The organism is uncultured Phocaeicola sp. (assembly GCF_948499155.1).
In the GTDB taxonomy this organism is placed as follows: domain Bacteria; phylum Bacteroidota; class Bacteroidia; order Bacteroidales; family Bacteroidaceae; genus Phocaeicola; species Phocaeicola faecalis.
The window spans coordinates 76,103-96,965 of the sequence record NZ_CAOOSE010000013.1 but is presented as its reverse complement, the minus strand read 5'-3'; the positions used below and the strand labels follow the sequence as shown (position 1 = coordinate 96,965).

General features: G+C 43.3%; 16 protein-coding genes and 1 pseudogene. 5 read left to right on the top strand and 12 right to left on the bottom strand.

What is annotated here, in order from left to right; translation table 11 throughout:
• Nucleotides 1-419: 419 nt before the first annotated feature.
• A complete protein-coding gene (locus tag QYT14_RS11030) occupies nt 420-2,720 on the bottom strand; it encodes a bifunctional dihydroorotate dehydrogenase B NAD binding subunit/NADPH-dependent glutamate synthase (protein WP_237038608.1) in 2,301 nt (766 codons plus the stop codon).
• Nucleotides 2,721-2,902: 182 nt separating this feature from the next.
• Nucleotides 2,903-4,177 carry a serine--tRNA ligase gene (gene serS, locus QYT14_RS11025; protein WP_237038607.1) on the bottom strand — a complete coding sequence of 425 codons (1,275 nt, stop codon included), beginning with the start codon at nt 4,175-4,177 and terminating at the stop codon, nt 2,903-2,905.
• A 118-nt stretch (nt 4,178-4,295) separates the two neighbouring features.
• Between serS and pnuC the strand changes: the two genes are divergently transcribed.
• Both pnuC and QYT14_RS11015 read left to right on the top strand, forming a co-directional pair.
• Nucleotides 4,296-4,859, top strand: coding sequence for a nicotinamide riboside transporter PnuC (gene pnuC, locus QYT14_RS11020; protein WP_237038641.1), 564 nt, complete (start codon nt 4,296-4,298; stop codon nt 4,857-4,859).
• A pseudogene (locus tag QYT14_RS11015) lies at nt 4,856-5,484 on the top strand (thiamine diphosphokinase). The gene pnuC and the pseudogene QYT14_RS11015 overlap by 4 nt, the downstream one beginning before the upstream one ends.
• A 140-nt stretch (nt 5,485-5,624) precedes the next feature.
• On the opposite strand, the gene rpmA reads toward QYT14_RS11015, so the two are convergent.
• The 10 genes from rpmA to QYT14_RS10965 all read right to left on the bottom strand — a co-directional run bounded on the left by rpmA (nt 5,625) and on the right by QYT14_RS10965 (nt 17,940).
• Nucleotides 5,625-5,888 (bottom strand): 50S ribosomal protein L27, encoded by a 264-nt coding sequence (gene rpmA / locus QYT14_RS11010; protein WP_237038604.1) that lies wholly within the window; start codon nt 5,886-5,888, stop codon nt 5,625-5,627.
• A gap of 22 nt (nt 5,889-5,910) precedes the next feature.
• Nucleotides 5,911-6,228: a 50S ribosomal protein L21 gene (rplU, locus tag QYT14_RS11005; protein WP_237038603.1), complete on the bottom strand. Its 318-nt coding sequence runs from the start codon at nt 6,226-6,228 to the stop codon at nt 5,911-5,913.
• 167 nt (nt 6,229-6,395) lie between these two features.
• Nucleotides 6,396-8,198 carry an HAD-IA family hydrolase gene (locus QYT14_RS11000; protein ID WP_288324827.1) on the bottom strand — a complete coding sequence of 601 codons (1,803 nt, stop codon included), beginning with the start codon at nt 8,196-8,198 and terminating at the stop codon, nt 6,396-6,398.
• 69 nt (nt 8,199-8,267) lie between these two features.
• Nucleotides 8,268-8,792: an NlpC/P60 family protein gene (locus QYT14_RS10995; protein WP_288324828.1), complete on the bottom strand. Its 525-nt coding sequence runs from the start codon at nt 8,790-8,792 to the stop codon at nt 8,268-8,270.
• A 7-nt stretch (nt 8,793-8,799) separates the two neighbouring features.
• Entirely contained in the window at nt 8,800-9,507 is a 708-nt protein-coding gene (locus QYT14_RS10990) for an ABC transporter ATP-binding protein (protein ID WP_288324829.1), read from the bottom strand.
• A 12-nt stretch (nt 9,508-9,519) separates the two neighbouring features.
• On the bottom strand, nt 9,520-11,001 hold the full coding sequence (locus tag QYT14_RS10985; protein WP_237038599.1) for a DUF5687 family protein: 1,482 nt from the start codon (nt 10,999-11,001) through the stop codon (nt 9,520-9,522).
• A 12-nt stretch (nt 11,002-11,013) separates the two neighbouring features.
• Nucleotides 11,014-13,833: an insulinase family protein gene (locus QYT14_RS10980; RefSeq protein WP_237038598.1), complete on the bottom strand. Its 2,820-nt coding sequence runs from the start codon at nt 13,831-13,833 to the stop codon at nt 11,014-11,016.
• Between the two features lie 30 nt (nt 13,834-13,863).
• Nucleotides 13,864-14,811 carry a thioredoxin-disulfide reductase gene (trxB, locus tag QYT14_RS10975; protein WP_288324830.1) on the bottom strand — a complete coding sequence of 316 codons (948 nt, stop codon included), beginning with the start codon at nt 14,809-14,811 and terminating at the stop codon, nt 13,864-13,866.
• A 26-nt stretch (nt 14,812-14,837) separates the two neighbouring features.
• The gene (locus QYT14_RS10970) at nt 14,838-15,455 is read right to left on the bottom strand and encodes a LolA-like putative outer membrane lipoprotein chaperone (protein ID WP_288324831.1); all 618 of its coding nucleotides are present in this window, start codon (nt 15,453-15,455) and stop codon (nt 14,838-14,840) included.
• 16 nt (nt 15,456-15,471) lie between these two features.
• A complete protein-coding gene (locus tag QYT14_RS10965) occupies nt 15,472-17,940 on the bottom strand; it encodes a DNA translocase FtsK (RefSeq protein WP_288324832.1) in 2,469 nt (822 codons plus the stop codon).
• A 103-nt stretch (nt 17,941-18,043) separates the two neighbouring features.
• Between QYT14_RS10965 and QYT14_RS10960 the strand changes: the two genes are divergently transcribed.
• Genes QYT14_RS10960 through QYT14_RS10950 form a run of 3 tightly spaced genes read left to right on the top strand, consistent with a single transcriptional unit; the run spans nt 18,044 to nt 20,449 of the window.
• The gene (locus QYT14_RS10960) at nt 18,044-18,628 is read left to right on the top strand and encodes a DUF5063 domain-containing protein (RefSeq protein ID WP_237038594.1); all 585 of its coding nucleotides are present in this window, start codon (nt 18,044-18,046) and stop codon (nt 18,626-18,628) included.
• Entirely contained in the window at nt 18,625-19,275 is a 651-nt protein-coding gene (locus QYT14_RS10955) for a 3'-5' exonuclease (protein ID WP_237038593.1), read from the top strand. The genes QYT14_RS10960 and QYT14_RS10955 overlap by 4 nt, the downstream gene beginning before the upstream one ends.
• Nucleotides 19,265-20,449, top strand: a complete 1,185-nt coding sequence (locus QYT14_RS10950; RefSeq protein WP_288324833.1) for a class I SAM-dependent rRNA methyltransferase — start codon at nt 19,265-19,267, stop codon at nt 20,447-20,449. The genes QYT14_RS10955 and QYT14_RS10950 overlap by 11 nt, the downstream gene beginning before the upstream one ends.
• Nucleotides 20,450-20,863: the final 414 nt, after the last annotated feature.

The window sequence follows — 20,863 nt, the reverse complement described above, 5'->3', positions numbered from 1 at the left end:
AGGAGTGCACGTAATGGTGGTTAAATCTGCGTTATTATTTGTTTATTACCTCGGCACTTTAAGTATTATTTGGTTAACGATAATATATCTTTTACAAAGGTGGTGAATAGGGAGAAGGAAAAAGAGGATGTATTTAAAAATAGACTTTTAGTTGAAGGTGTGTCAAAACTAACATGACCACTCTGCAAAGTTACAGATTGTAACTAACAATTATAAAGGAGCCATATCAAACTCTGTTTTTAAGTAATGATATGGCTCTTTTTATCGAAATCACCCTCGCTACAATTCTCTGTGGCGAGGGTGATTTTTAGTGTATGAGCGTTCCGACACACCCTCAGGTGTTTTCCCTAACCTGACGGCTAGGGGGATACCATGAAAACTCGATGCTATTTCATGGAGGGAGTGATGCCGGGCACTTATTATTGTTGGGTTAATTGTGCATGCATTGCAGCGGCAGCTTTGCGACCGTCACCCATTGCCAAAATAACCGTTGCTCCTCCGCGAACGATGTCTCCACCGGCATAAATGGTCGGGATGGACGATTGCATATTATCGTTTACAGCGATAGTACCCTTGCGTCCTAATTCCAATCCTTTGATAGAGCTGGGAACAATCGGATTGGGAGACACGCCTACACTGACAATGGCCATGTCTATGTCAATGGTTTCTGTTGCTCCCGGAATCGCTACAGGACTGCGACGGCCCGAAGCGTCAGGTTCGCCCAATTCCATCTTTTGTAATACCACTTGCTTGACGCGGCCTTTCTCATCAGCGATATATTCAATGGGGTTGTGAAGGGTCATAAATTCTACCCCTTCTTCTTTAGCGTGTTTTACTTCTTCCAGACGTGCCGGCATTTCTTCTTCCGAACGCCGGTAGATAATCATAGCACGCTCTGCTCCCAGACGGCGGGCAGTGCGGACAGAGTCCATGGCAGTATTACCACCACCGATAACGGCTACATTTTTTCCAAATACGACCGGAGTATCGGAGTCTTCACTGGCGGCATCCATCAGATTTACACGGGTCAGGTATTCATTGGAAGACATGATATTGATGGAGTTTTCTCCCGGAATATTCATGAAGTTGGGCAGACCTGCGCCTGATGCGACAAATATGCCTTTGAATCCTTCGGCTTCCAACTCTTCTACACTGATGGTCTTGCCCACAATGCAATCTTTAATGAAAGTAACACCCATTTTTGCCAAGTTGTTGATTTCTACATCTACAATTTTATTGGGCAGACGGAACTCGGGAATACCATATTTCAACACACCGCCGATTTCATGCAAGGCTTCGAATACAGTTACTTCATAGCCCTGTTTTGCCATATCTCCGGCAAATGAAAGTCCTGCAGGACCTGAGCCGATAACCGCTATTTTGATGCCATTCTTTTCGGCTATTTGAGGGACGGATATTTGTCCGCTTTCGCGTTCGTAATCAGCAGCAAAGCGTTCCAGATAGCCAATGGCAACGGCTTCGTGTCCGGCTTTCAGATGTGTACATTGTGATTCGCATTGTTTTTCTTGCGGACAAACGCGGCCACATACAGCCGGCAATGCACTGGTCTCTTTCAGTGTTTTTGCTGCTTCGAGAAATTCTCCTCGTTCAATGTTTTTAATGAATTTAGGAATGTTGATTCCCACCGGACAACCGTTCATGCAGGTCGGATTGGGACAATCCAGGCAACGTTTGGCTTCCGTTACGGCTTGTTCTTCATTCAGCCCCAAGTTGACTTCCTCTTTACGGCTATGTGAACGGTATTCAGCATCCAGTTCATTCATCTTGACACGAGGAATGGACATACGTTCCTTGGGTTTCATCGCTTTGCGCAATTCTGTACGCCAAGGGGCATCGCGTCCATCAAGTTCTTTGGTCGCTTCGCATGTTTCGGGCTGTTTATCTGTATCCAGTTTATGAATTTCTTCTCTTTCAATCTCTTTGAAAGCTCCCATACGTTTTAGCATCTCATCGAAGTCTACTTGGTGGCCGTCAAATTCCGGTCCGTCTACACATACGAAGCGTGTTTTGCCTCCCACAGTGATGCGGCATGCGCCACACATGCCTGTTCCGTCCACCATGATGGTGTTTAGAGATACATCGGTGGGAATTTCATATTTTTTAGTCAGCAGACAAACAAATTTCATCATAATGGCAGGACCTATGGCGAAACATTTGTTTACTTTTTCGCGTTTTATCACTTCTTCCACGCCTTCGGTCACCAATCCTTTGCGGCCATAAGAACCGTCGTCTGTCATAATGATTACTTCGTCAGAACTTTCGCGCATCTCTTTTTCGAGGATAATCAACTCTTTGCTGCGCCCTGCCAATACGGTGATGACACGGTTTCCGGCAGCTTTTAATGCTTGGACAATAGGAAGCATCGGTGCAACGCCTACACCGCCTCCGGCACAAACTACGGTTCCGAAGTTTTCGATATGAGTCGCTTTTCCTAATGGGCCTACCACATCAGTGATGTAATCACCTTCATTTAGTTCGCAAAGACGGGTAGAGGAGAGTCCTACTTCTTGTACTACCAATGTGATAGTTCCTTTTATGGGGTCTGCACCGGCTATGGTCAGCGGCATACGTTCGCCCTTTTCACCTACACGGACGATTACAAAGTGTCCTGCTTTGCGTGACTTTGCAATAAGAGGAGCCTCTATCACCAGTTTAAAGACCTTTTCTGAGAAATGTTCTTTTGAAATAATCTTATTCATTTTGCTATACTATAAGTTAGTTGTTCTTCTTAGTTGGATATCAATTTGATAATTGTTCGCAAAGTTATGATTATATTTTCTAACGACAAAAGAAAAGCCGCCCTTTTATGCGGGCGGCTTGTTCTATATGACTAAGTCTTGTTATTATATACGAAATGTGTAACCGGTTACAGCATAATACATTAGTCAATCATGTCGAATCCACAATAAGGAACCAATGCTTTCGGGATGCGGATTCCTTCGGGTGTCTGATTGTTTTCAAGCAGGGCGGCAACGATGCGGGGCAATGCCAATGCTGAACCGTTCAATGTATGGCAAAGTTCGGTTTTCTTGTCTGCATTGCGGTAGCGGCATTTCAGACGGTTGGCTTGATAGGTATCGAAGTTTGAAACAGAGCTGACTTCCAACCAACGTTTCTGTGCTTCCGAATATACTTCAAAATCGAAGCAAAGAGCAGCTGTAAAACTCATATCACCGCCACAAAGACGGAGAATGCGATAGGGGAGTTCCAACTTCTGCAATAGACCTTCTACGTGATTCAGCATTTCCTGATGTGACTGTTTGGAATGCTCGGGTTTGTCAATGCGCACCAATTCTACTTTGGAGAACTCATGCAGGCGGTTCAGACCACGAACATCCTTACCGTATGAACCGGCTTCACGACGGAAACATTGAGTGTATGCACAATTCTTGATAGGTAATTGCTTTTCTTCCAAAATAACATCGCGGTAGATGTTTGTGACCGGTACTTCGGCGGTAGGAATCAAATATAAGTCATCTACTTCGCAGTGATACATCTGTCCTTCCTTATCGGGCAATTGTCCGGTTCCGTAACCGGAGGCGGTGTTGACAACCGTCGGCGGCATAATTTCGTCATAACCGGAAGCGCGTGCTTCGTCTAGGAAAAAGTTAATGAGTGCGCGTTGCAAACGTGCTCCTTTACCTTTATATACAGGGAAACCGGCGCCGGTAATTTTTACACCCAAGTCGAAATCGATTAGATCATATTTCTTGGCAAGTTCCCAGTGGGGGAGGGCATCTTTAGGAAGCTCGGTTTCCATACCTCCCATCTTTTCCACTACATTGTCTTCGGCTCCGAAGCCTTCGGGCACTTCATCATAAGGAACATTGGGAATGGTATAGAGCAGATTGTTCATGTCTTCCTGAGCTTGGTCCATTTCGGCTTGCAGGGTTTTGCTGATTTCTTTAATCTCGGCTACACGTGCCTTGGCAGTTTCTGCTTCCTCCTTTTTGCCTTCTTTCATGAGCAGACCGATAGACTTCGAGATTGAGTTGACTTCTGCCAGGTTTTTATCTAATTGATTCTGGGTATTACGTCTTTTGTCGTTAAATGCAAGCACTTGTTCAATAGTTGCTTTTGCATCTTTGAAGTGCTTCTTCTCCAATCCACGGATAACTCCTTCCGTGTTGTCGGTAATCTGTTTAATAGTAAGCATATCTTTTACTCTTTTTGATATTTCTTTAATTGGTGGACAAAGATAGGGAAAAAAATGGTAAGGTGTATGAGTTATTCGTTACTTTTGTATTTGGATTTAATATGAAAATGAACGGAAGATGAATTATCTTGAAATAGCGGGTACTCTTGTCGGCCTGCTTTATTTGTGGTTTGAATACAAGGCAAGCATTTGGTTGTGGCCCGTGAGTGTCATTATGCCGGCCATTTATATAGTTGTGTACTATCAGGTGGGGCTGTATGCGGATTCGGGTATCAGTGTTTATTATTTATTGGCAGGTGTCTATGGCTGGTGGGTATGGCTGAGGCATGTTCCCGGTAAGCGGGAGAAACAGATTACTTTTACCCCTCGCAAATTGCTTATCCCTTTGCTTATTGCCCTGTGTGTCGTATTTGCCTTGATAGGTGAGGTGCTGGCAGCGTATACGGACAGTACCGTGCCTTGGTGGGATAGTTTTACTACGGCTTTGAGTATTATAGCGATGTGGATGTTGGCGCATAAATATGTGGAACAATGGTTGGTTTGGCTTGTTGTAGATGTTGTATCTTGCGGGTTGTATCTTTATAAAGATCTTTATTTCACTTCTTTCCTTTATGGCCTTTACGCCCTAATCGCTTTTTTCGGATATCTGAAATGGAAACAATTAATGAATGTAGCAGAATGAAAGAATATAAATTACCGGAATATATGAATGTACCTCAAACTATTATATTGGCAGACGGAGACTTTCCTTCTTCTCCTTTGGCCGGGAAATGGCTGAGGGAGTGTCGTTATGTGGTTTGTTGTGATGGAGCGGCTAATGCATATCTTCATTTTGGGAAGAGGCCGGCGGCTGTTGTGGGGGATGGTGATTCGTTATTGCCGGAGATAAAAGAACGCTATGCTCATCTCATTCATCGCGAGGCAGAGCAGGATACGAATGTAAGGCATTTCGTTTCTGTTTGTCCCAGGGGCGACGGGATATTACGGTTATGGGAGCTACCGGTAAGCGGGAAGACCATACTTTAGGAAATATCAGTCTGCTTGCTGATTATATGGATCAGGCAGAGGTGAGGATGTTGACTGATTATGGAATGTTTACTCCCATTGAAGAGGATAGTGTTTTCGAGTCTTTTCCGGCTCAGCAGGTCTCTGTTTTTAATATGGGGGCTACGGAACTTTCAGCAGACGGCTTGGTTTATCCTCTTTCTGTTTTTACGAACTGGTGGCAAGGGACATTGAATGAAGCTGTCGGTAATCGCTTTATTATTCATGTACGCGGCAAGGTACTTGTTTTCAGAACAATATGAGTTGCTAGAAAGACTATGGTCTTTTCTGAAACGCTTTTTATCTTTTGCAATGATTCTTTGGAGCCTGCTGATATAAAACAAAGAAAGGCTCTTTATAAAAGAGCCTTTCTTGAATTCGTTTTTTTCTTGTAGGAACTGAATTATGCTTCTACAGCCGGGATGATAGATACTGATCTTCTATCTTCACGACCCACTTTGAAACATACTGTACCATCTACCAAAGCGAAAAGAGTGTGGTCACGACCCATACCGATGTTGTTACCCGGATGGAATTCTGTACCTCTCTGACGAACGATGATGTTTCCTGCTTTACAAGCCTGTCCACCAAATATCTTAACGCCTAATCTCTTACTTGCTGATTCACGGCCGTTCTTAGAACTACCTACACCTTTTTTATGTGCCATTTCTTCTTAAAATTTTAAATGATTAAGCAATAACTTGTTTAATAGTTAACTCTGTAAACTGTTGACGGTGACCGTTCAGCTTTCTATGACCTTTTCTTCTCTTCTTGTGGAATACGAGTACTTTGTCGCCTTTTACCAGCGGAGATACTACTTCACAAACTACTTTGGCACCGTCAACGGTAGGAGCACCTACAGTTACTGTTCCGTTGTTGTCTACCAACAATACTTTTTCAAATTCAACAGTCTTGCCGTTTTCAGCATCCTGAATGTGGTGTACAAACAGTTTCTTGCCTTCTTCAGCTTTGAACTGCTGACCGTTAATTTCTACAATTACGTACATGTTATTTTTTATATTAAACGGGTTTTCTCCGTAAGGTGGACATCATCTCTGAAGTCTCTTTTCGACCTCCACGGACTAAATCGGGCACAAAATTACTGATATTATTTTGAACTTCAAAAACTTTCTGCTCTTTTTTTGTTAAAATCATACATTCATCATTCTACTGCTTATCTGAGATAGTTGATAATTGCAAATATTGTGATAATCAGGGTTGCTGCTAACATCATAATCAGTATACAATAGCAGAACATGACGATAGTCCGTTTGAAGCTGCTCCACCATGACAGGTTAAATAATTGCCGATAGTCCCATACGAATAGGAGAAAAATAGCTTTGTTATTCAAGTCGAAAATGTCATTTAGGTGCGCTTCTCGGGTGAAGGGCAGGATGAGAAGGGATACCCAGAGTATCTGGCTGGCGATATATACCTGTACAAAGAATTGCTCGGTCAGGTTAAATCGGTGACCGACAAGAGATTTGCGGAAGCTCCATCGGCTTGCCAATGTAAAGACTGGTAGCAAGAGCAGTATACTGAAAGCCTTATTTCCGTGAATCCAACTTCTCATTAAATTGTAAACGGCCGAAATATATTTGTTTTCGCTTAGGAAGTTCTCTTTATATTCGTCTAATGCTACGCTTACAGCTACACCGGCCTCTACTAAGTCGTCAACAATGTCGTCATCATTGTCGGTTGTGGCTTGTGGGTTATCCGGTGTGTTTTTCAACTTTACATTTATTTTATCTTCTAGGGTGATGTCGGCATCCGCTATTCGGGCACTGTCGGCATAGAGCAAGCTTTGTCCCAAATAAATCTTGGCACTGTCTCTGGTCGCGTATTTTCGCTGGTTCTTGATGTTGTCTATCAGTTGCTCGTACGTGGGATTGCCTTCGTATTCTTTTTCTTTGTTCTTCAGCGCTTCCGGGTCTATTAGCTGGACGCACATGATATAGAGGGCGGCTAACACAAATAGACTTTGGAATGGCTTGAAGTAATGCACCCGTTTTCCGTCTATATAATCTCTTATCATGTATCCCGGGCGATAAAGAAACTCCAATAGGTTACGGCTGAATCCGTTATCAATATTGAAAAATCCGCTTAATATGTTTTGAAAAGCATTACGAATGGTGAAGCGTGGTGTGTCTTGTGTCTGCCCGCAATCGGGACAGAAATTGCCGTGAAATGTCTTTCCGCAATTTTTGCATGTATGGTTCTGTCGGTTTTTAGGTAATTCCTTTTTCCCTCCAATCTGTTTTTGATGAAGGAACCGATAATAGACAAGGGCCTTATGTGGGAGTAACCGATGAAAGGGGGGAGGTGTAGCTGTCTTATTTACCAAAGGCAGTAGGGTAAGGTTAGGCAGAATCTGCTTATATCTGTAAATGGCAAGTTCTTCGCGCGTAGTCATGCCGTTTAAGACACCTACGAAGTCGACTCCGGCTAATTGGGCGGTTTGTGCATCGACTATGCTGTCACCTATATATAATGTATCTTTTTTCTTGCAATGCAGGCGGCGTAGTGCTTTCAGAAGTCCCTGAGGGCTCGGCTTCGCTTTTTTAACATCTTCTCCACCGATAATTATGTCGAAAAACTTTTTAGGGAAATGCTGGTTTACCATTTCATTGATGCGGTACCGGTACTTGGTGGAGATGATGCCGATTTTGGCTCCTTTTTCTTTTAAGGCTTTCAATACCGTTACGGTTTCAGGGAAAAATTTGGTATTGGCAGTCATGTGTGTATCTGCTTCCTTCACATATTCTTTCTTATATGAGGCAAGCGTATCTTTGTCGGTAATACCGGTCAGAATACTGAATGAATCTTCAAGGGTTTTCCCAATAGTGCGTTTGATGCTTTCATCTGTTACATTAGTGTGTCCGTGGCGCGTTAATACATTGCGGAAGCAAATCACAATCCCGCGGGATGAGTCGGCCAAGGTATAATCGAAATCAAATAAATAAATACCGTATTCCATTTTGCGCTTTTGGCATAAAGATAGGGAATTAATAGATAATCTTTAGGACTTTTTGGGAGAAATAATTGCTTATTTTATGCTGGATACACGGCCGCCCGAGAGCCAGTGTTTGCGATAATACTCTTCATTCAGGTTACTGACAATCACTCCGCGACTGGTACTTGCATGGATAAATTTATTATCTTTCAGGTAGATTCCTACGTGGCTGGCGACTCTTTTTTTGCGTCCGTTATGGAAAAATACCAAATCTCCTTCACGTAAATTGCTCTTGCTTACTTTACGGCAGTTTTGGGTGCGCTGGTCGTCGGAGTTACGTTCCAACTTCTTGCGATAGACTTTTTTGTACAAGTGAGAAGTCAGGCCGGAGCAGTCTATGCCTCTTTTATTGTTGCCCCCTCCTCGATAGGGAACTCCCAACCATTCTGCTGATTCTACATACAACCGATGGTTGTCTTTCATGTCTATATCCATACGAAGGCGTATGGAGGCGCGTGCCAGTTCTTTGTAATTATAACTCGGGGCAGACGTGCCACATGAGGCCAGTAGAACGGCTAATGTATTTAGTATCAGTAGATGGGAGAGGAGTTTCTTCATTATCCTATTATTCTTTTACATTAAAATAGTCTTCCAATTCTTTCTCGGCAGAATTATCGTGATTGTCAATGTCACGGATAATCTTTCCGTTTTCAAGCAATGCGATGCGTGGACAGATATCAACTGTATGATTCAGGTTATGACTTGAGATGAGAATAGTCGCTCCGGTTTCTTCATGGTAGGCTTTCAGGATATGCTTGATTACCGATTGTGAAGTGGGGTCGAGAAAATTAAACGGTTCATCCAGTATTAATACTTGTGGTTGATGCAACATCGCGGAGATGATACCTACTTTCTGTTTGTTGCCTGCCGAGTAGTTGCGGATAAGCTTTTTCTGTCCAATCACTTCTCCGTTCATAAAGCGGTTGAACTTGCTAATCCGTTCATCCACTTCATCCTTTTTCAAACCATACATTTTTCCTACGAAATAGAAATATTCTTCGGGAGTGAGATAATCAATCAGAAAACTGTCATCGATAAACGCTCCGGTCACATTTTTCCATTCTTCACTCTTGCTCACATTGAAGTCGCCAATACATACATTTCCGCTGTCTGCTTTCAGTAAATCCAGCATCAGTCGGAACAGGGTCGTTTTTCCGGCACCGTTGTTACCTACCAATCCCAGCATATCACCGCTTTGAATGGTGTAGTTCTCTATGTCTACGGCTACTTTTGTACCGAAATCCTTTTTCAATTGCTCTATTGTGATATTCATACGTTATTCATTTTATCGGGAATCACGAAAGCCTTCCATGTTGTCATAGCGGCGTTTCATGAAACGGTTATAGATATTCTTTATCCAGATATTATGGGTTGCAATCAGTACCAGCCCTATAAGCATCATAATAACAAATGCCTTGTCCTGCTCCAAGACCATGGTCAGTGCGGAGTTGACAATTATCGGCATGAACAGGGCGCACGAGATGAGTAAACTCTGAAACAGGGAGTTGCCTCTGTTGCTGCGCATCACATTGGCGTTCAGCGGGAGCGTCTTTTTGTTGTATACAGCCAGTTGGAGCAAGGTGAAGAACACAGCCCCTATGGTGAAGAGCAAATAAGACAAGGCCATCAACGGAGAGATTTTTCCTTGACTGATAGGTATAATCATAATAAGCGAAGGAATCAGCAAAATCAGGCTGTTTAAATAATATTTAGCCCGCAATAAATTGTATATGGATTCCTTGCGGCTCATCAGGCCATCCAGATAATTCCCTTCGAAGCACATCACTTGTCCCAATGTCATGACGGGCAGAATGGCAAAATTATAGATGCAGATAAAGTTTGTCATTCTGTCGTAAACCTCGGTGAAGGCGAGTACACATGAGAATGCGATCATGATGATGAATCCCATACGGAACTGCGTCTTGACCGTCTTGTTGCGGAAATATAATTTCAGTTCCAAACGCAGGTATTCACCTATTTCCCCATAGCGGTCCAGAAATTTGTATTCTGATACATGCTTCATTTTCGTATCTTCCACCTTGGATATTTCGCTATAGAGTAAACGTATTTGCAAGGTGCGGTTGATGAGTATCATTGCGAGGATAGGGATAATGACACTCAGGTAGGCCGGCAGACTTCCTTCGATAAACCCTTCTCCCAGATTCATGGTGAAAGTACTGATGGGATTACCTTCGGGAATGAATTCGGCTAGGGCCAGCAGACCGTATACAGCCAACGGAAGTAACAAGTAAGCGGTTTTTTCGTTGAGCAGCATCTTGCATAGCAGATACCAATAGTTGTTCAATACCATGAGCAGCCATATACCTATCAGATAACACACGATTCCCGTTACTCCATAAAAACGAAAAATGGAAAGAAAAGCAAACGGTACGAAAAAGAAAAACCAGAAAAGGTTATACATGCTTATCGCTGATTGAAGCAATAAGGTGTCTATCAGTTTCTTCTTTTTGACCGGCATAAGCAGATATGGCTTGATTTCGTGCGAAGTGGCGGTTTGAATTACAAAACGCACTAGAAAGTCAGCCATCAACACATATATTAATCCTTGATTCAGGATGTGGTAAGACTCCATATTCGGAGCTGACGACTCAAAAGCTGAGGGCAGCGTTACCCCCATAAGTAAGAGGAGCGCTGCCCAATATGCTACCATGAAATAGATTAGAAACTTGGCAAAGCGGTTCTTGTCGAACATCGGACTCCGCTTTGCGGCAAGTTTCTCGTTTCTTCTTATAATCGTAAAAAGCATAGGCAAGGACGATTATTTTGTTTCGCCGGAAGTCATGCTGACTTCGATGCAATTGTCTTGTCCCAACAGAGCTTTGGCAAATTGTTTCACATCTTCGGGAGTGATACTTTCTACCAATTGCTGGAAATTGCTGTCCATATCGGCTTTATACCAATAATATTGGTTCAGCATATTCAACCAATAACCGTTTTCTTTTACTTGCTCGGTATGTTTCTTCAGCATAAACTCTTTTGCCTTGTTTATGTGTTCGGCAGACGGGCCTTCCTGTGCTATCTTTTGTAATTCGTTCATGACGATTTGCGTCATCTTCTCGCGTTTGGCAGGATCGGTATCGAAATAGATTTGCAGGAAAGCTTCATCGTCGTTCGGATAACGGCTGAGTTGTCCATATACACTCACACCATACGAACCGCCTTCTTTCTCGCGGACACTTTCCAGATATACCTTATCCAATGATTGAGTGAGGAAAGACATCAACACATCGTTCTTCAATGTATATTCGCATTTTCCACTGGCGACTATCAATACGCTGGCCAATGGAGTTTCCAGTTTCTTGTTGAAGATATTGGTGTATTTGCCTTTCCGGATATCCATCTTGGTATCGCGGAAATTTTCGGTGCGGTGGATGGTTGGCAATCCTCCCAGATAAGTCTCAATCAACGGCTTGGCCTCATCCAAGGTTATGTTTCCGACAAAGAGGAAAGTAAAATCTCCGGCGTCTTTAAAGCGGTCTTTATACATTTCCATGATTCGGTTGTAGTCAATTTTGTCAATCATATCCGCTTTGACACGTAAGGCTCTCGGATGGTTCATATACATTGCTTTCTGCAGTGAGTCAGACAATGCGATTTGCGGATTAGCCTCCTGATTGGCAAGGGCTGCTTTGGTGCGGCTCTTATATGATTCAAATGCATTTTGATCCATACGCGGAGCAGTGAAACTCAGGTAAACCAGTTGCAGCAGGGTTTCCAAATCTTTGGGTGAGCAGCTTCCGTTCATTCCTTCGCTCAGACCGTTTACGGCAGTACTGATGCTGGCTTTCTTTCCGGCCAGAACTTTTTCCAGATCTACATTACTGAAGTTACCCAGTCCACCCAATCCGGCTACATCGTTCAGTACCTTTATCTGAAGAATTTCATTGTCGGGGAACAAGGAGTTACCACCGGGACTGAATGCACGCATACGAATTTCGTCAGCCTTGAAATCTGTCGTTTTCAAGATGACACGTACACCGTTTGACAAAGTGAGTACGGTAGAACCGAACGGTCCTTCTTCTGTTTTTACGATGGTGCCGGCTTTCGGTTGTTCGGAAATTAACGGTTCATCGGATACCTTATCCTCATACGCAGTGAGTTTTTCAGCTTTCACCTTGTTGAGCACATCCATAATTTCTTGTTCGGTCGGATATTTCATGCCTTCTTTTTCAGGGCAGAAAATATTGACCACGATGTTACTGTCACTTACTAGTGACGGAATGAGTGAGTTGATTGCTTCCACCGGAATGTTGGGAGCAATTTGATTCATGATGGCATATTCTGCATCAATGCCGGGGATAGGTTCATTGTCGATGAAATGGCGTACATACTCGTTTACATACGCATTGTTTTTTACTTTATCACGTTCATTATAAGCTGATTCCAATTGGCGCAGATAATCCGCTTTGGCACGTGCGTATTCAGAGGCGGTAAAACCGAATTGGCGTACGCGTTCTATCTCGCGTGCCAATGCAGAAAGTGCTGTGTCTATTCCGTCTTCCTTACTTACGGCAATACCGGTAAAGGCATCCTTTGTCTTAGACAGGAAGAAGTTTCCATCTTCAGTCACTGCATAGATAAACGGAGGTTGCGGAGTTTCTTTCAGTTCGTTCAAACGGGCGTTAAGCATATTGTTTGCCATAGACTTCATATAGTTCAGTACCAGATAGTCCATATTGTTTTTAGCCTCATTGGGAACGATGTCATGTTTATGCCAGAGATAAATAATCGTGTTGGTCTGTTCCTTATCTTTGGCAATGGTCACAATTGTTTCTTTGTTGTCCGGCACGGGGAAGTACTCGCGTTCGGCTGGGTTTGCCGGCATTTTGATAGGAGAGAAGATTTCTTTAATCTTAGCTTCCATCTTATCTACATCAATGTCTCCGACAATCATGATGCCTTGTTGGTCGGGACGATACCATTTTTCATAATAGTCACGCAATGCCTGATGAGGGAAGTTATCTACCACTTCCATTGTTCCGATAGGCAGACGATGGCCGTATTTACTGTTTGGGTAGGCAATGGGAAGTACTTTTTCGTACATACGTATCATAGCTCCTGTGCTTGTGCGCCATTCTTCATGGATAACACCTCGTTCGCTATCGATTTCTTTCGGGTCGAGTGTCAGCCCGTCTGCCCAGTCATGCAGGATAAGCAGACAGGAATCTATAATTCCGTCTCGCGTAACGGGCACATTGTTGATGTTGTAAACAGTTTCATCAATAGAGGTATAAGCATTCAGGTTCTCGCCGAAACGTACACCGATACTTTCCAGATAGCTGATTAATGTTTTTCCGGGGAAGTTTTCTGTGCCGTTGAAGCACATGTGTTCCAAAAAGTGAGCCAGACCGCGCTGATTATCATCTTCCAAGATGGAGCCAACTTTTTGAGCGATGTAGAAATCAGCTCTTTTTTCGGGCAAATTGTTATGGCGGATGTAATACGTCAGCCCGTTTTCTAATTTACCGATGCGGACATTGGCGTCCGTAGGGATGGGTGGCATTTGCTGAGCAAATCCCACCGCAACGCTGCCTAGGATAAACCAGGCAGCCACTAGCTTCTTAAAGAAGTGTGTCATGGTGTTGTTTGTTGTGGGGTTATTGTTTTTTTATAAAAGTTCGTTGGCAGAGAGGTATCTTTCTACCTCGATAGCGGCCTTGCAGCCACTTCCTGCCGCAGTGATAGCTTGGCGGTAGTGCGGGTCGGCTACGTCTCCTGCAGCAAATACTCCGGGAACCTTGGTGCGGGGAGTACCGTCTTCGGTAATGATGTAACCCACTTCGTCTGTATCGACGTATGGTTTGAAAATATCAGAGTTAGGCTTGTGGCCAATAGCTAAGAAGAAACCGTCGATGGGAAGGTCGTAGTGCTCTTCGTTACATTCGCCTGCGCGTTTAACCAAGTGAACGCCTTCTACACCGTTTTCGCCGTATAGACCTGTTGCATTGTGTTCAAACAGGACTTTGATGTTCGGATGGTTCATCACGCGTGCCTGCATGATTTTAGAAGCGCGCAAGAACGGCTTACGTACAATCAGGTAAACCTGTTTGGCTAGGCCGGCTAAATAAATAGCTTCTTCACAAGCCGTATCACCGCCACCTACTACGGCAACCGTCTTTTTGCGGTAGAAGAATCCGTCGCAAGTAGCACATGCACTGACTCCCATGCCTGCATATTTCTTTTCATCGTCCAGCCCCAAATATTTGGCTGTGGCTCCTGTGCAGATGATGACCGTTTCTGTTTCGATTACCTTTTCGTTATCGATGGTGATGCGGTAAGGACGTTTGCTCAGATCGGCAGAAGTGGCGATGCCTGTGCGGATGTCTGCGCCGAAGCGTTCTGCCTGTTTGCGTAAATCTTCCATTAGCTGCGGTCCACTGATACCTTCGGGATAACCGGGGAAATTCTCTACATCGGTAGTAGTAGTGAGCTGTCCGCCCGGCTGAAGTCCTTCATAAAGGACCGGAGCAATGTTGGCACGCCCTGTATAGATAGCAGCGGTGTAACCTGCGGGGCCTGAACCGATAATCAGGCATTTTACTTTCTCTGTACTCATAATTTTTTATTCGTTACTTTAAATTGTTAGTTTCTTAAATCAATCACTTCGGCATTCGGATATTTCCTTTTATCAAACCTGAATGATTCATTATCCAATGGCTGATGGGTTTGATAAGAAGATACGATAATCTCGTTGACCGTTTTGTTACTTTGCAGTATTTTGATGTATAACGGTTCGTATGTTTTTGAAACAAATAAGGTAATGGAAGCGATTTCCTGTTTCTTCTCAGGAGTCAAGGTCACTTCATAACCTTGCTTGCCATTGCGGGTTTTCATACCTGCATACTTATAGTTATAACCGCTTTTATAGAGTGAGAGCAATGAGTATGGATTGATACCTTGCAGTTCCTCCGGGGTGGGGGTACTTATGTTCACTTCGTCACTGCTTTCCAGATAACTCCATTGCGTCTTCCCGTCAAACCAGCTTTGTACACCTCCGCTGTTCAGGTAGAATTGCTCTCCTTTTAACAGTAATGTACCGTTGGATGTACCGCCGAACACAGCGCGTATTCCTCCGGCATCTTTCATAGCCGCGGCTGTCTTGTCCAGCACTTCGCGGGCTTGTTTGTCCTTCTGGGCAAACATACTGGTCGAGAGGCACAGTGCCAATATCAATAAATATATCTTTTTTAATTTAAGCATGATTCTACTAAACAATTTATTGTTGCAGATTGTTCAATTTCATTTCCAGGTCGGTCTCGTCCATACAAAGTACATCACGTGCCTTACTTCCCTGAGTGGGGCCTACGATGCCTGCTTTTTCTAACTGATCCATAATACGTCCTGCACGGTTGTAACCGATAGAGAATTTACGCTGAATCAGTGAGGTAGAACCTTGTTGGTGGATAACTACCAGACGGGCTGCATCTTCAAACATCGGGTCGAGGCGGTTCATGTCCACTTCTCCTATGCTACTTTCACTTTCTTCACCCACATATTCGGGCAGCATGAAAGCGGTAGGATAACCTTGTTGTTTGCTGATGTAATTTGCGATGCGTTCCACTTCGGGAGTATCGACAAAAGCACATTGTACACGTACGGGATCATTGCCTTGTAAGTAAAGCATGTCACCCTTACCAATCAACTGCTGTGCACCCGAACGGTCAAGGATGGTACGGGAGTCCATCATGGCAGCCACACGGAAAGCGACACGGGCCGGGAAGTTGGCTTTAATGGTACCGGTGATGATATTTGTTGTCGGACGCTGGGTAGCGATGATAGCATGAATACCTACTGCACGTGCTAACTGTGCAATTCGACAAATAGGCAATTCCACTTCTTTTCCGGCAGTCATAATCAGGTCACCGAACTCATCGATGATAATCACGATGTAAGGCATAAAGCGATGCCCTTTTTCAGGATTCAACTGGCGGCTGATAAACTTGGCGTTGTATTCTTTAATATTACGGCATCCGGCTTTGCGTAATAAATCGTAACGCGTATCCATTTCTACACAAAGCGAGTTCAGCGTTTGCACCACTTTCGAAACATCGGTGATAATAGCATCTTCTCCATCTGGCAGTTTGGCAAGGAAATGTCTCTCTATCGGAGTATAAACAGAGAATTCCACTTTTTTAGGGTCTACGATAACAAATTTCAGTTCCGCCGGATGCTTCTTATATAATAAGGAAGTGACAATGGCGTTCAATCCTACGGATTTACCTTGTCCCGTGGCACCTGCTACGAGCATGTGCGGTGCTTTAGCCAAGTCTACCATAAACACTTCATTGGTGATTGTTTTTCCCAATGCTATTGGTAGTTCCATAGTGGTTTCCTGAAATTTCTTGCTGTTGAGAATAGATTGCATCGGCACAATACGCGGATTGGCATTCGGAACCTCTATACCAATAGTACCTTTACCCGGTATAGGGGCAATGATACGGATACCCAATGCAGACAAACTCAGTGCTATGTCATCTTCCAAATTACGGATTTTAGAGATACGCACGCCTTCTGCCGGAGTAATTTCATACAATGTAATAGTAGGTCCTACACTGGCTTTGATAGAGCTTATCTCAATGCCAAAACTGCGCAATACTTTGATAATGCGATCTTTGTTGGCATTCTGTTCTTCCATATCGATATTAGGGCCATTGTCCTCATATTGATTCAACAAATCAAGAGTGGGGAATTTATAGTTTTCCAGATCGAGGCGCGGATTATAAGGCTGTAAGGCAGGACCTTTATACTCTTCATCCTCTTCCGATGTATCATCGGATACGGTAAAGTCGGGTTCGTCATTATCTTCTTCCTCTTCTTCGCTTGTACTTGCAGGTGCAGAGAGTTGAGGCTCGTTCACCTGCTTTTCTTCAAAAGGGAATGGATCTTTGGGTGCTTCTTCCTCTTCGCTGCCTACTTCCACTTTTATGGGTTGTTCCAGCTCAAAGTCTACCACGGCAGGTTGTGGATTGGAATATTCTTTCTTTTCTTCTTTTTTAGGCTTGATATTTGCATCATAATTTTCGTTGTCGGTTGTTGTGGGCGTATCTTTCTTCTTCCTTCTGAAATTGGGATGAAGTGCCTTACGAATCATATTGATAGTTTCACTGCTCAGATAGACAAAGAAGAGAAGGGCGGTTATCAGTAAAAGCAGTCCCAGACCGGGTATGCCGATTTGAGAAACCAACCATGCACTTACATTATGTCCGTGCAGTCCTCCAGGGTAGATAAAACTGTCGCTGAAGGTTCCGTTGAAAATAAATCCCAGTGTAATGGAGAACCAAATAAGTAGGATAGAACAAGACATAAACCATTTCCATACACGGAACTGGTAGGCTTTCATCATTTTCATTCCTACAACAGCAAGGAAAAGAATGATGAAATAAGCGGCAAGCCCGAAACATTCGTTGATAAGGAAATCCGCCAATTGTGCACCGCGTGCGCCGGCGTAGTTTTTCACATGATTAGTGGTCTGCATCAGCTCACCCGGTTGCTGGTTGTCCAATATGCTTTGGTCTGCCGCTCCCGTGAAAAAGAAGGAAGTAAAAGCCAGCAATAAGTAAACGGCGAATATCACACTGATGAGTCCTATAACAAAATGTGTTGTCTCACTCTTAAAAAATGTAGTAAACCGATTCGTCGAAATCTTTTTAGGTTCGGTCTCTTTATCTGTTTTTTTCTTAGCCATATTTATTAATGCGATTTATTATTTCGCAAATGTACATGAAAATCATTAATTATTGGCTTAATTAATCTCTTTTTTCTTACCTTTGCGATTCAATTTTAATGTTATGGAAAAGTATAGTCAGGTGATATTTGACAAAAATACAGTGGAGTTTGTGACGGTAGCTGCCGAATATTGCGGCTTTTTAGAAAGAACACGTGATGCCAAGCGGGGCACATTTGTAGACACCGCCCTCAAAATTCTTCCGTTGCTCTATTTAAAAGCATCCATGATACCTCCTTGCGAACGGATAGGGGAGTTTGACCCCGAAACATTCGTAACAGAAGAAGATTATGAACTGATACGCATGGCTGTGGCCGAAGTGTTGGGCTCTAAAGACGACTATTTGGAAGTCTTTCTGCCTGATATGGCATACAGTGATACACCTATAAAGAAATGTATATCCGAAGATTTGGCTGATATTTATCAGGACTTGAAAGATTTTATCAGTGTGTTTCAATTGGGACTGAACGAGACGATGAACGATTCGCTGGTGATTTGTAAAGAGCATTTTGAAGAATTTTGGGGACAACGTTTGGTGAATACGATGCGTGCCCTGCACGATGTGAAATATAATTCCGCCGATGAAGACAAAGAAGATGTAATGGATGAAGACGATTCGGAAATGGAAGATGAGAACCGATTATTATGAAGTTAATAAAGAAAAGTATAAGTAAAGCAGAAATAGCTGCAATGCCCAAAGTGCTTTTTCCCGGACGTATATTTGTGGTTTATACCGAAAGTGACGCCGAAAAAGCAGTGGCTTATCTCAAGGATCAGCGCATAGTGGGAGTGGATACGGAAACCCGTCCCTCATTCAAACGAGGAACTACCCACAAGGTGGCATTGTTGCAGATTTCCACACAGGACACTTGTTTCCTGTTCAGGCTTAACCGTATCGGCATGCCCGATTCGTTGCAGGAGTTCTTGATGAGCGATACCCTCAAGATAGGCTTGTCACTGAAAGATGATTTCAACTCATTGCGTAAACGTCAGGATATGCGTCCCGATCGTGGAAACTGGATAGAATTGCAAGAATATGTAGGCAAGTTTGGTATTGAAGACAGAAGCCTGCAAAAGATATATGCCAACCTTTTCGGAGAGAAGATCTCAAAGAATCAGCGCCTTTCCAATTGGGAAGCCGATGTACTGAGTGAAGGGCAAAAGTTATATGCTGCCACCGATGCATGGGCGTGTGTGGAAATTTACAACTGCCTGTCCGAATTGGAACGCACGGGCGATTACGAAATAATACAAAACGAACCAATAGAATCAACAGTAACTACCGATGGCTTATAAAAAAGTATACCTGAAACCGGGTAAAGAAGAATCGTTGAAACGTTTTCATCCTTGGGTGTTTTCGGGAGCTATCCATCACATAGAGGGAGAGCCCGAAGAAGGTGAAATTGTAGATGTGTACACATCAAAGAAAGAATTTATTGCTTGCGGACATTTCCAGATTGGGAGCATTGCCGTACGGGTGCTAACCTTTACTCAGAAAGAAATAGACCATGACTTTTGGAAACATCGTCTGGAGGTGGCGTATGATTTGCGCCGGAGTTTAGGTCTGGCTGGCAACCCCACCAATAACACTTACCGTTTGGTGCATGGAGAAGGTGATAATCTGCCGGGGCTTATTATAGATGTGTATGATCATACGGCAGTGATGCAGGCACATTCTGCCGGTATGCACGTCTACCGCATGGAGATAGCCGAAGCCTTGTCGGAAGTGATGGGCGATGTGGTTCGGAATATTTATTATAAGTCGGAAACCACTTTGCCGTTTAAGGCGGATTTAGAACCAGAAAATGGCTTTATCAAAGGAGGAAGTCCTGAGAATATTGCTATGGAATATGGTTTGAAATTCCATGTGGATTGGCTGAAAGGACAAAAGACTGGTTTCTTTGTCGACCAACGCGAGAACCGTCATTTACTGGAACGTTATTCCAAGGGGCGTAATGTACTGAATATGTTTTGTTATACCGGTGGATTTTCTTTCTATGCCATGCGCGGAGGAGCAAACCTGGTACATTCGGTAGACAGCTCTGCCAAAGCCATCGATCTGACAAATATGAATGTAGAGCTTAACTTCCCCGGTGACTCGCGTCATCAGGCTTATGCCGAAGATGCTTTCAAGTACTTGGACCGTATGGGGGATCAGTATGATTTGATAATCCTAGATCCGCCAGCTTTTGCCAAACATAAAGATGCCCTTCGCAATGCTTTGCGCGGATATACCAAGCTGAATGCCAAGGCGTTTGAGAAAATAAAGCCGGGAGGAATTCTGTTTACTTTCTCTTGTTCGCAAGTTGTGGATAAAATGAATTTCCGTAATGCTGTGTTTACTGCGGCTGCACAAAGCGGACGTAGCGTGCGTATTTTGCATCAACTCACACAGCCGGGTGACCATCCTGTTAATATTTACCATCCTGAAGGTGAATACCTGAAAGGATTGGTATTGTATGTCGAATAATCTATTGTCTGTATTCGGGTGTAGGCTTTGCACCCGAATATAGTTATGAATGTATTATAATAGCTGCTACTTATTCTTGGAAGTATCTGTAAAATATAAAAATAGTTAAACAAAAGCAAAAAAGTACTCGCTTGTTATGTTTGATAACATAAAATCTGTATCTTTGCACTGTGTTTTTCATGGTATTAGATTTAAGGTTAATGAAGATTGGGTGTCTGGGATAGATACCCTTCTTTTTTTATCCCTCTTTTCTTATATGAATATCCTTCACGATTAAATGGAACTATCCCCATTGAATTTCTACTGACTCGTTATATTTTCAAGAAATGAAATATTATCGCTTTATTTTTGTAAAACTGATTTTAATATTTATCTTTGTCATGTCGTTCAGTATGAACAGTGTTCTTTAGGACG

Bases quoted from the DNA above. Each gene is read 5' to 3' on its own strand.
- QYT14_RS10985 (WP_237038599.1), bottom strand. From the start codon at position 11,001: ATGCTTTTTACGATTATAAGAAGAAACGAGAAACTTGCCGCAAAGCGG.
- rpmA (WP_237038604.1), bottom strand. From the start codon at position 5,888: ATGGCACATAAAAAAGGTGTAGGTAGTTCTAAGAACGGCCGTGAATCA.
- pnuC (WP_237038641.1), top strand. From the start codon at position 4,296: ATGAATTATCTTGAAATAGCGGGTACTCTTGTCGGCCTGCTTTATTTG.
- QYT14_RS10950 (WP_288324833.1), top strand. From the start codon at position 19,265: ATGGCTTATAAAAAAGTATACCTGAAACCGGGTAAAGAAGAATCGTTG.
- QYT14_RS10955 (WP_237038593.1), top strand. From the start codon at position 18,625: ATGAAGTTAATAAAGAAAAGTATAAGTAAAGCAGAAATAGCTGCAATG.
- QYT14_RS11000 (WP_288324827.1), bottom strand. From the start codon at position 8,198: ATGGAATACGGTATTTATTTATTTGATTTCGATTATACCTTGGCCGAC.
- QYT14_RS10995 (WP_288324828.1), bottom strand. From the start codon at position 8,792: ATGAAGAAACTCCTCTCCCATCTACTGATACTAAATACATTAGCCGTT.
- QYT14_RS10960 (WP_237038594.1), top strand. From the start codon at position 18,044: ATGGAAAAGTATAGTCAGGTGATATTTGACAAAAATACAGTGGAGTTT.
- trxB (WP_288324830.1), bottom strand. From the start codon at position 14,811: ATGAGTACAGAGAAAGTAAAATGCCTGATTATCGGTTCAGGCCCCGCA.
- QYT14_RS10980 (WP_237038598.1), bottom strand. From the start codon at position 13,833: ATGACACACTTCTTTAAGAAGCTAGTGGCTGCCTGGTTTATCCTAGGC.
- QYT14_RS10965 (WP_288324832.1), bottom strand. From the start codon at position 17,940: ATGGCTAAGAAAAAAACAGATAAAGAGACCGAACCTAAAAAGATTTCG.
- serS (WP_237038607.1), bottom strand. From the start codon at position 4,177: ATGCTTACTATTAAACAGATTACCGACAACACGGAAGGAGTTATCCGT.
- rplU (WP_237038603.1), bottom strand. From the start codon at position 6,228: ATGTACGTAATTGTAGAAATTAACGGTCAGCAGTTCAAAGCTGAAGAA.
- QYT14_RS10970 (WP_288324831.1), bottom strand. From the start codon at position 15,455: ATGCTTAAATTAAAAAAGATATATTTATTGATATTGGCACTGTGCCTC.
- QYT14_RS11030 (WP_237038608.1), bottom strand. From the start codon at position 2,720: ATGAATAAGATTATTTCAAAAGAACATTTCTCAGAAAAGGTCTTTAAA.
- QYT14_RS10990 (WP_288324829.1), bottom strand. From the start codon at position 9,507: ATGAATATCACAATAGAGCAATTGAAAAAGGATTTCGGTACAAAAGTA.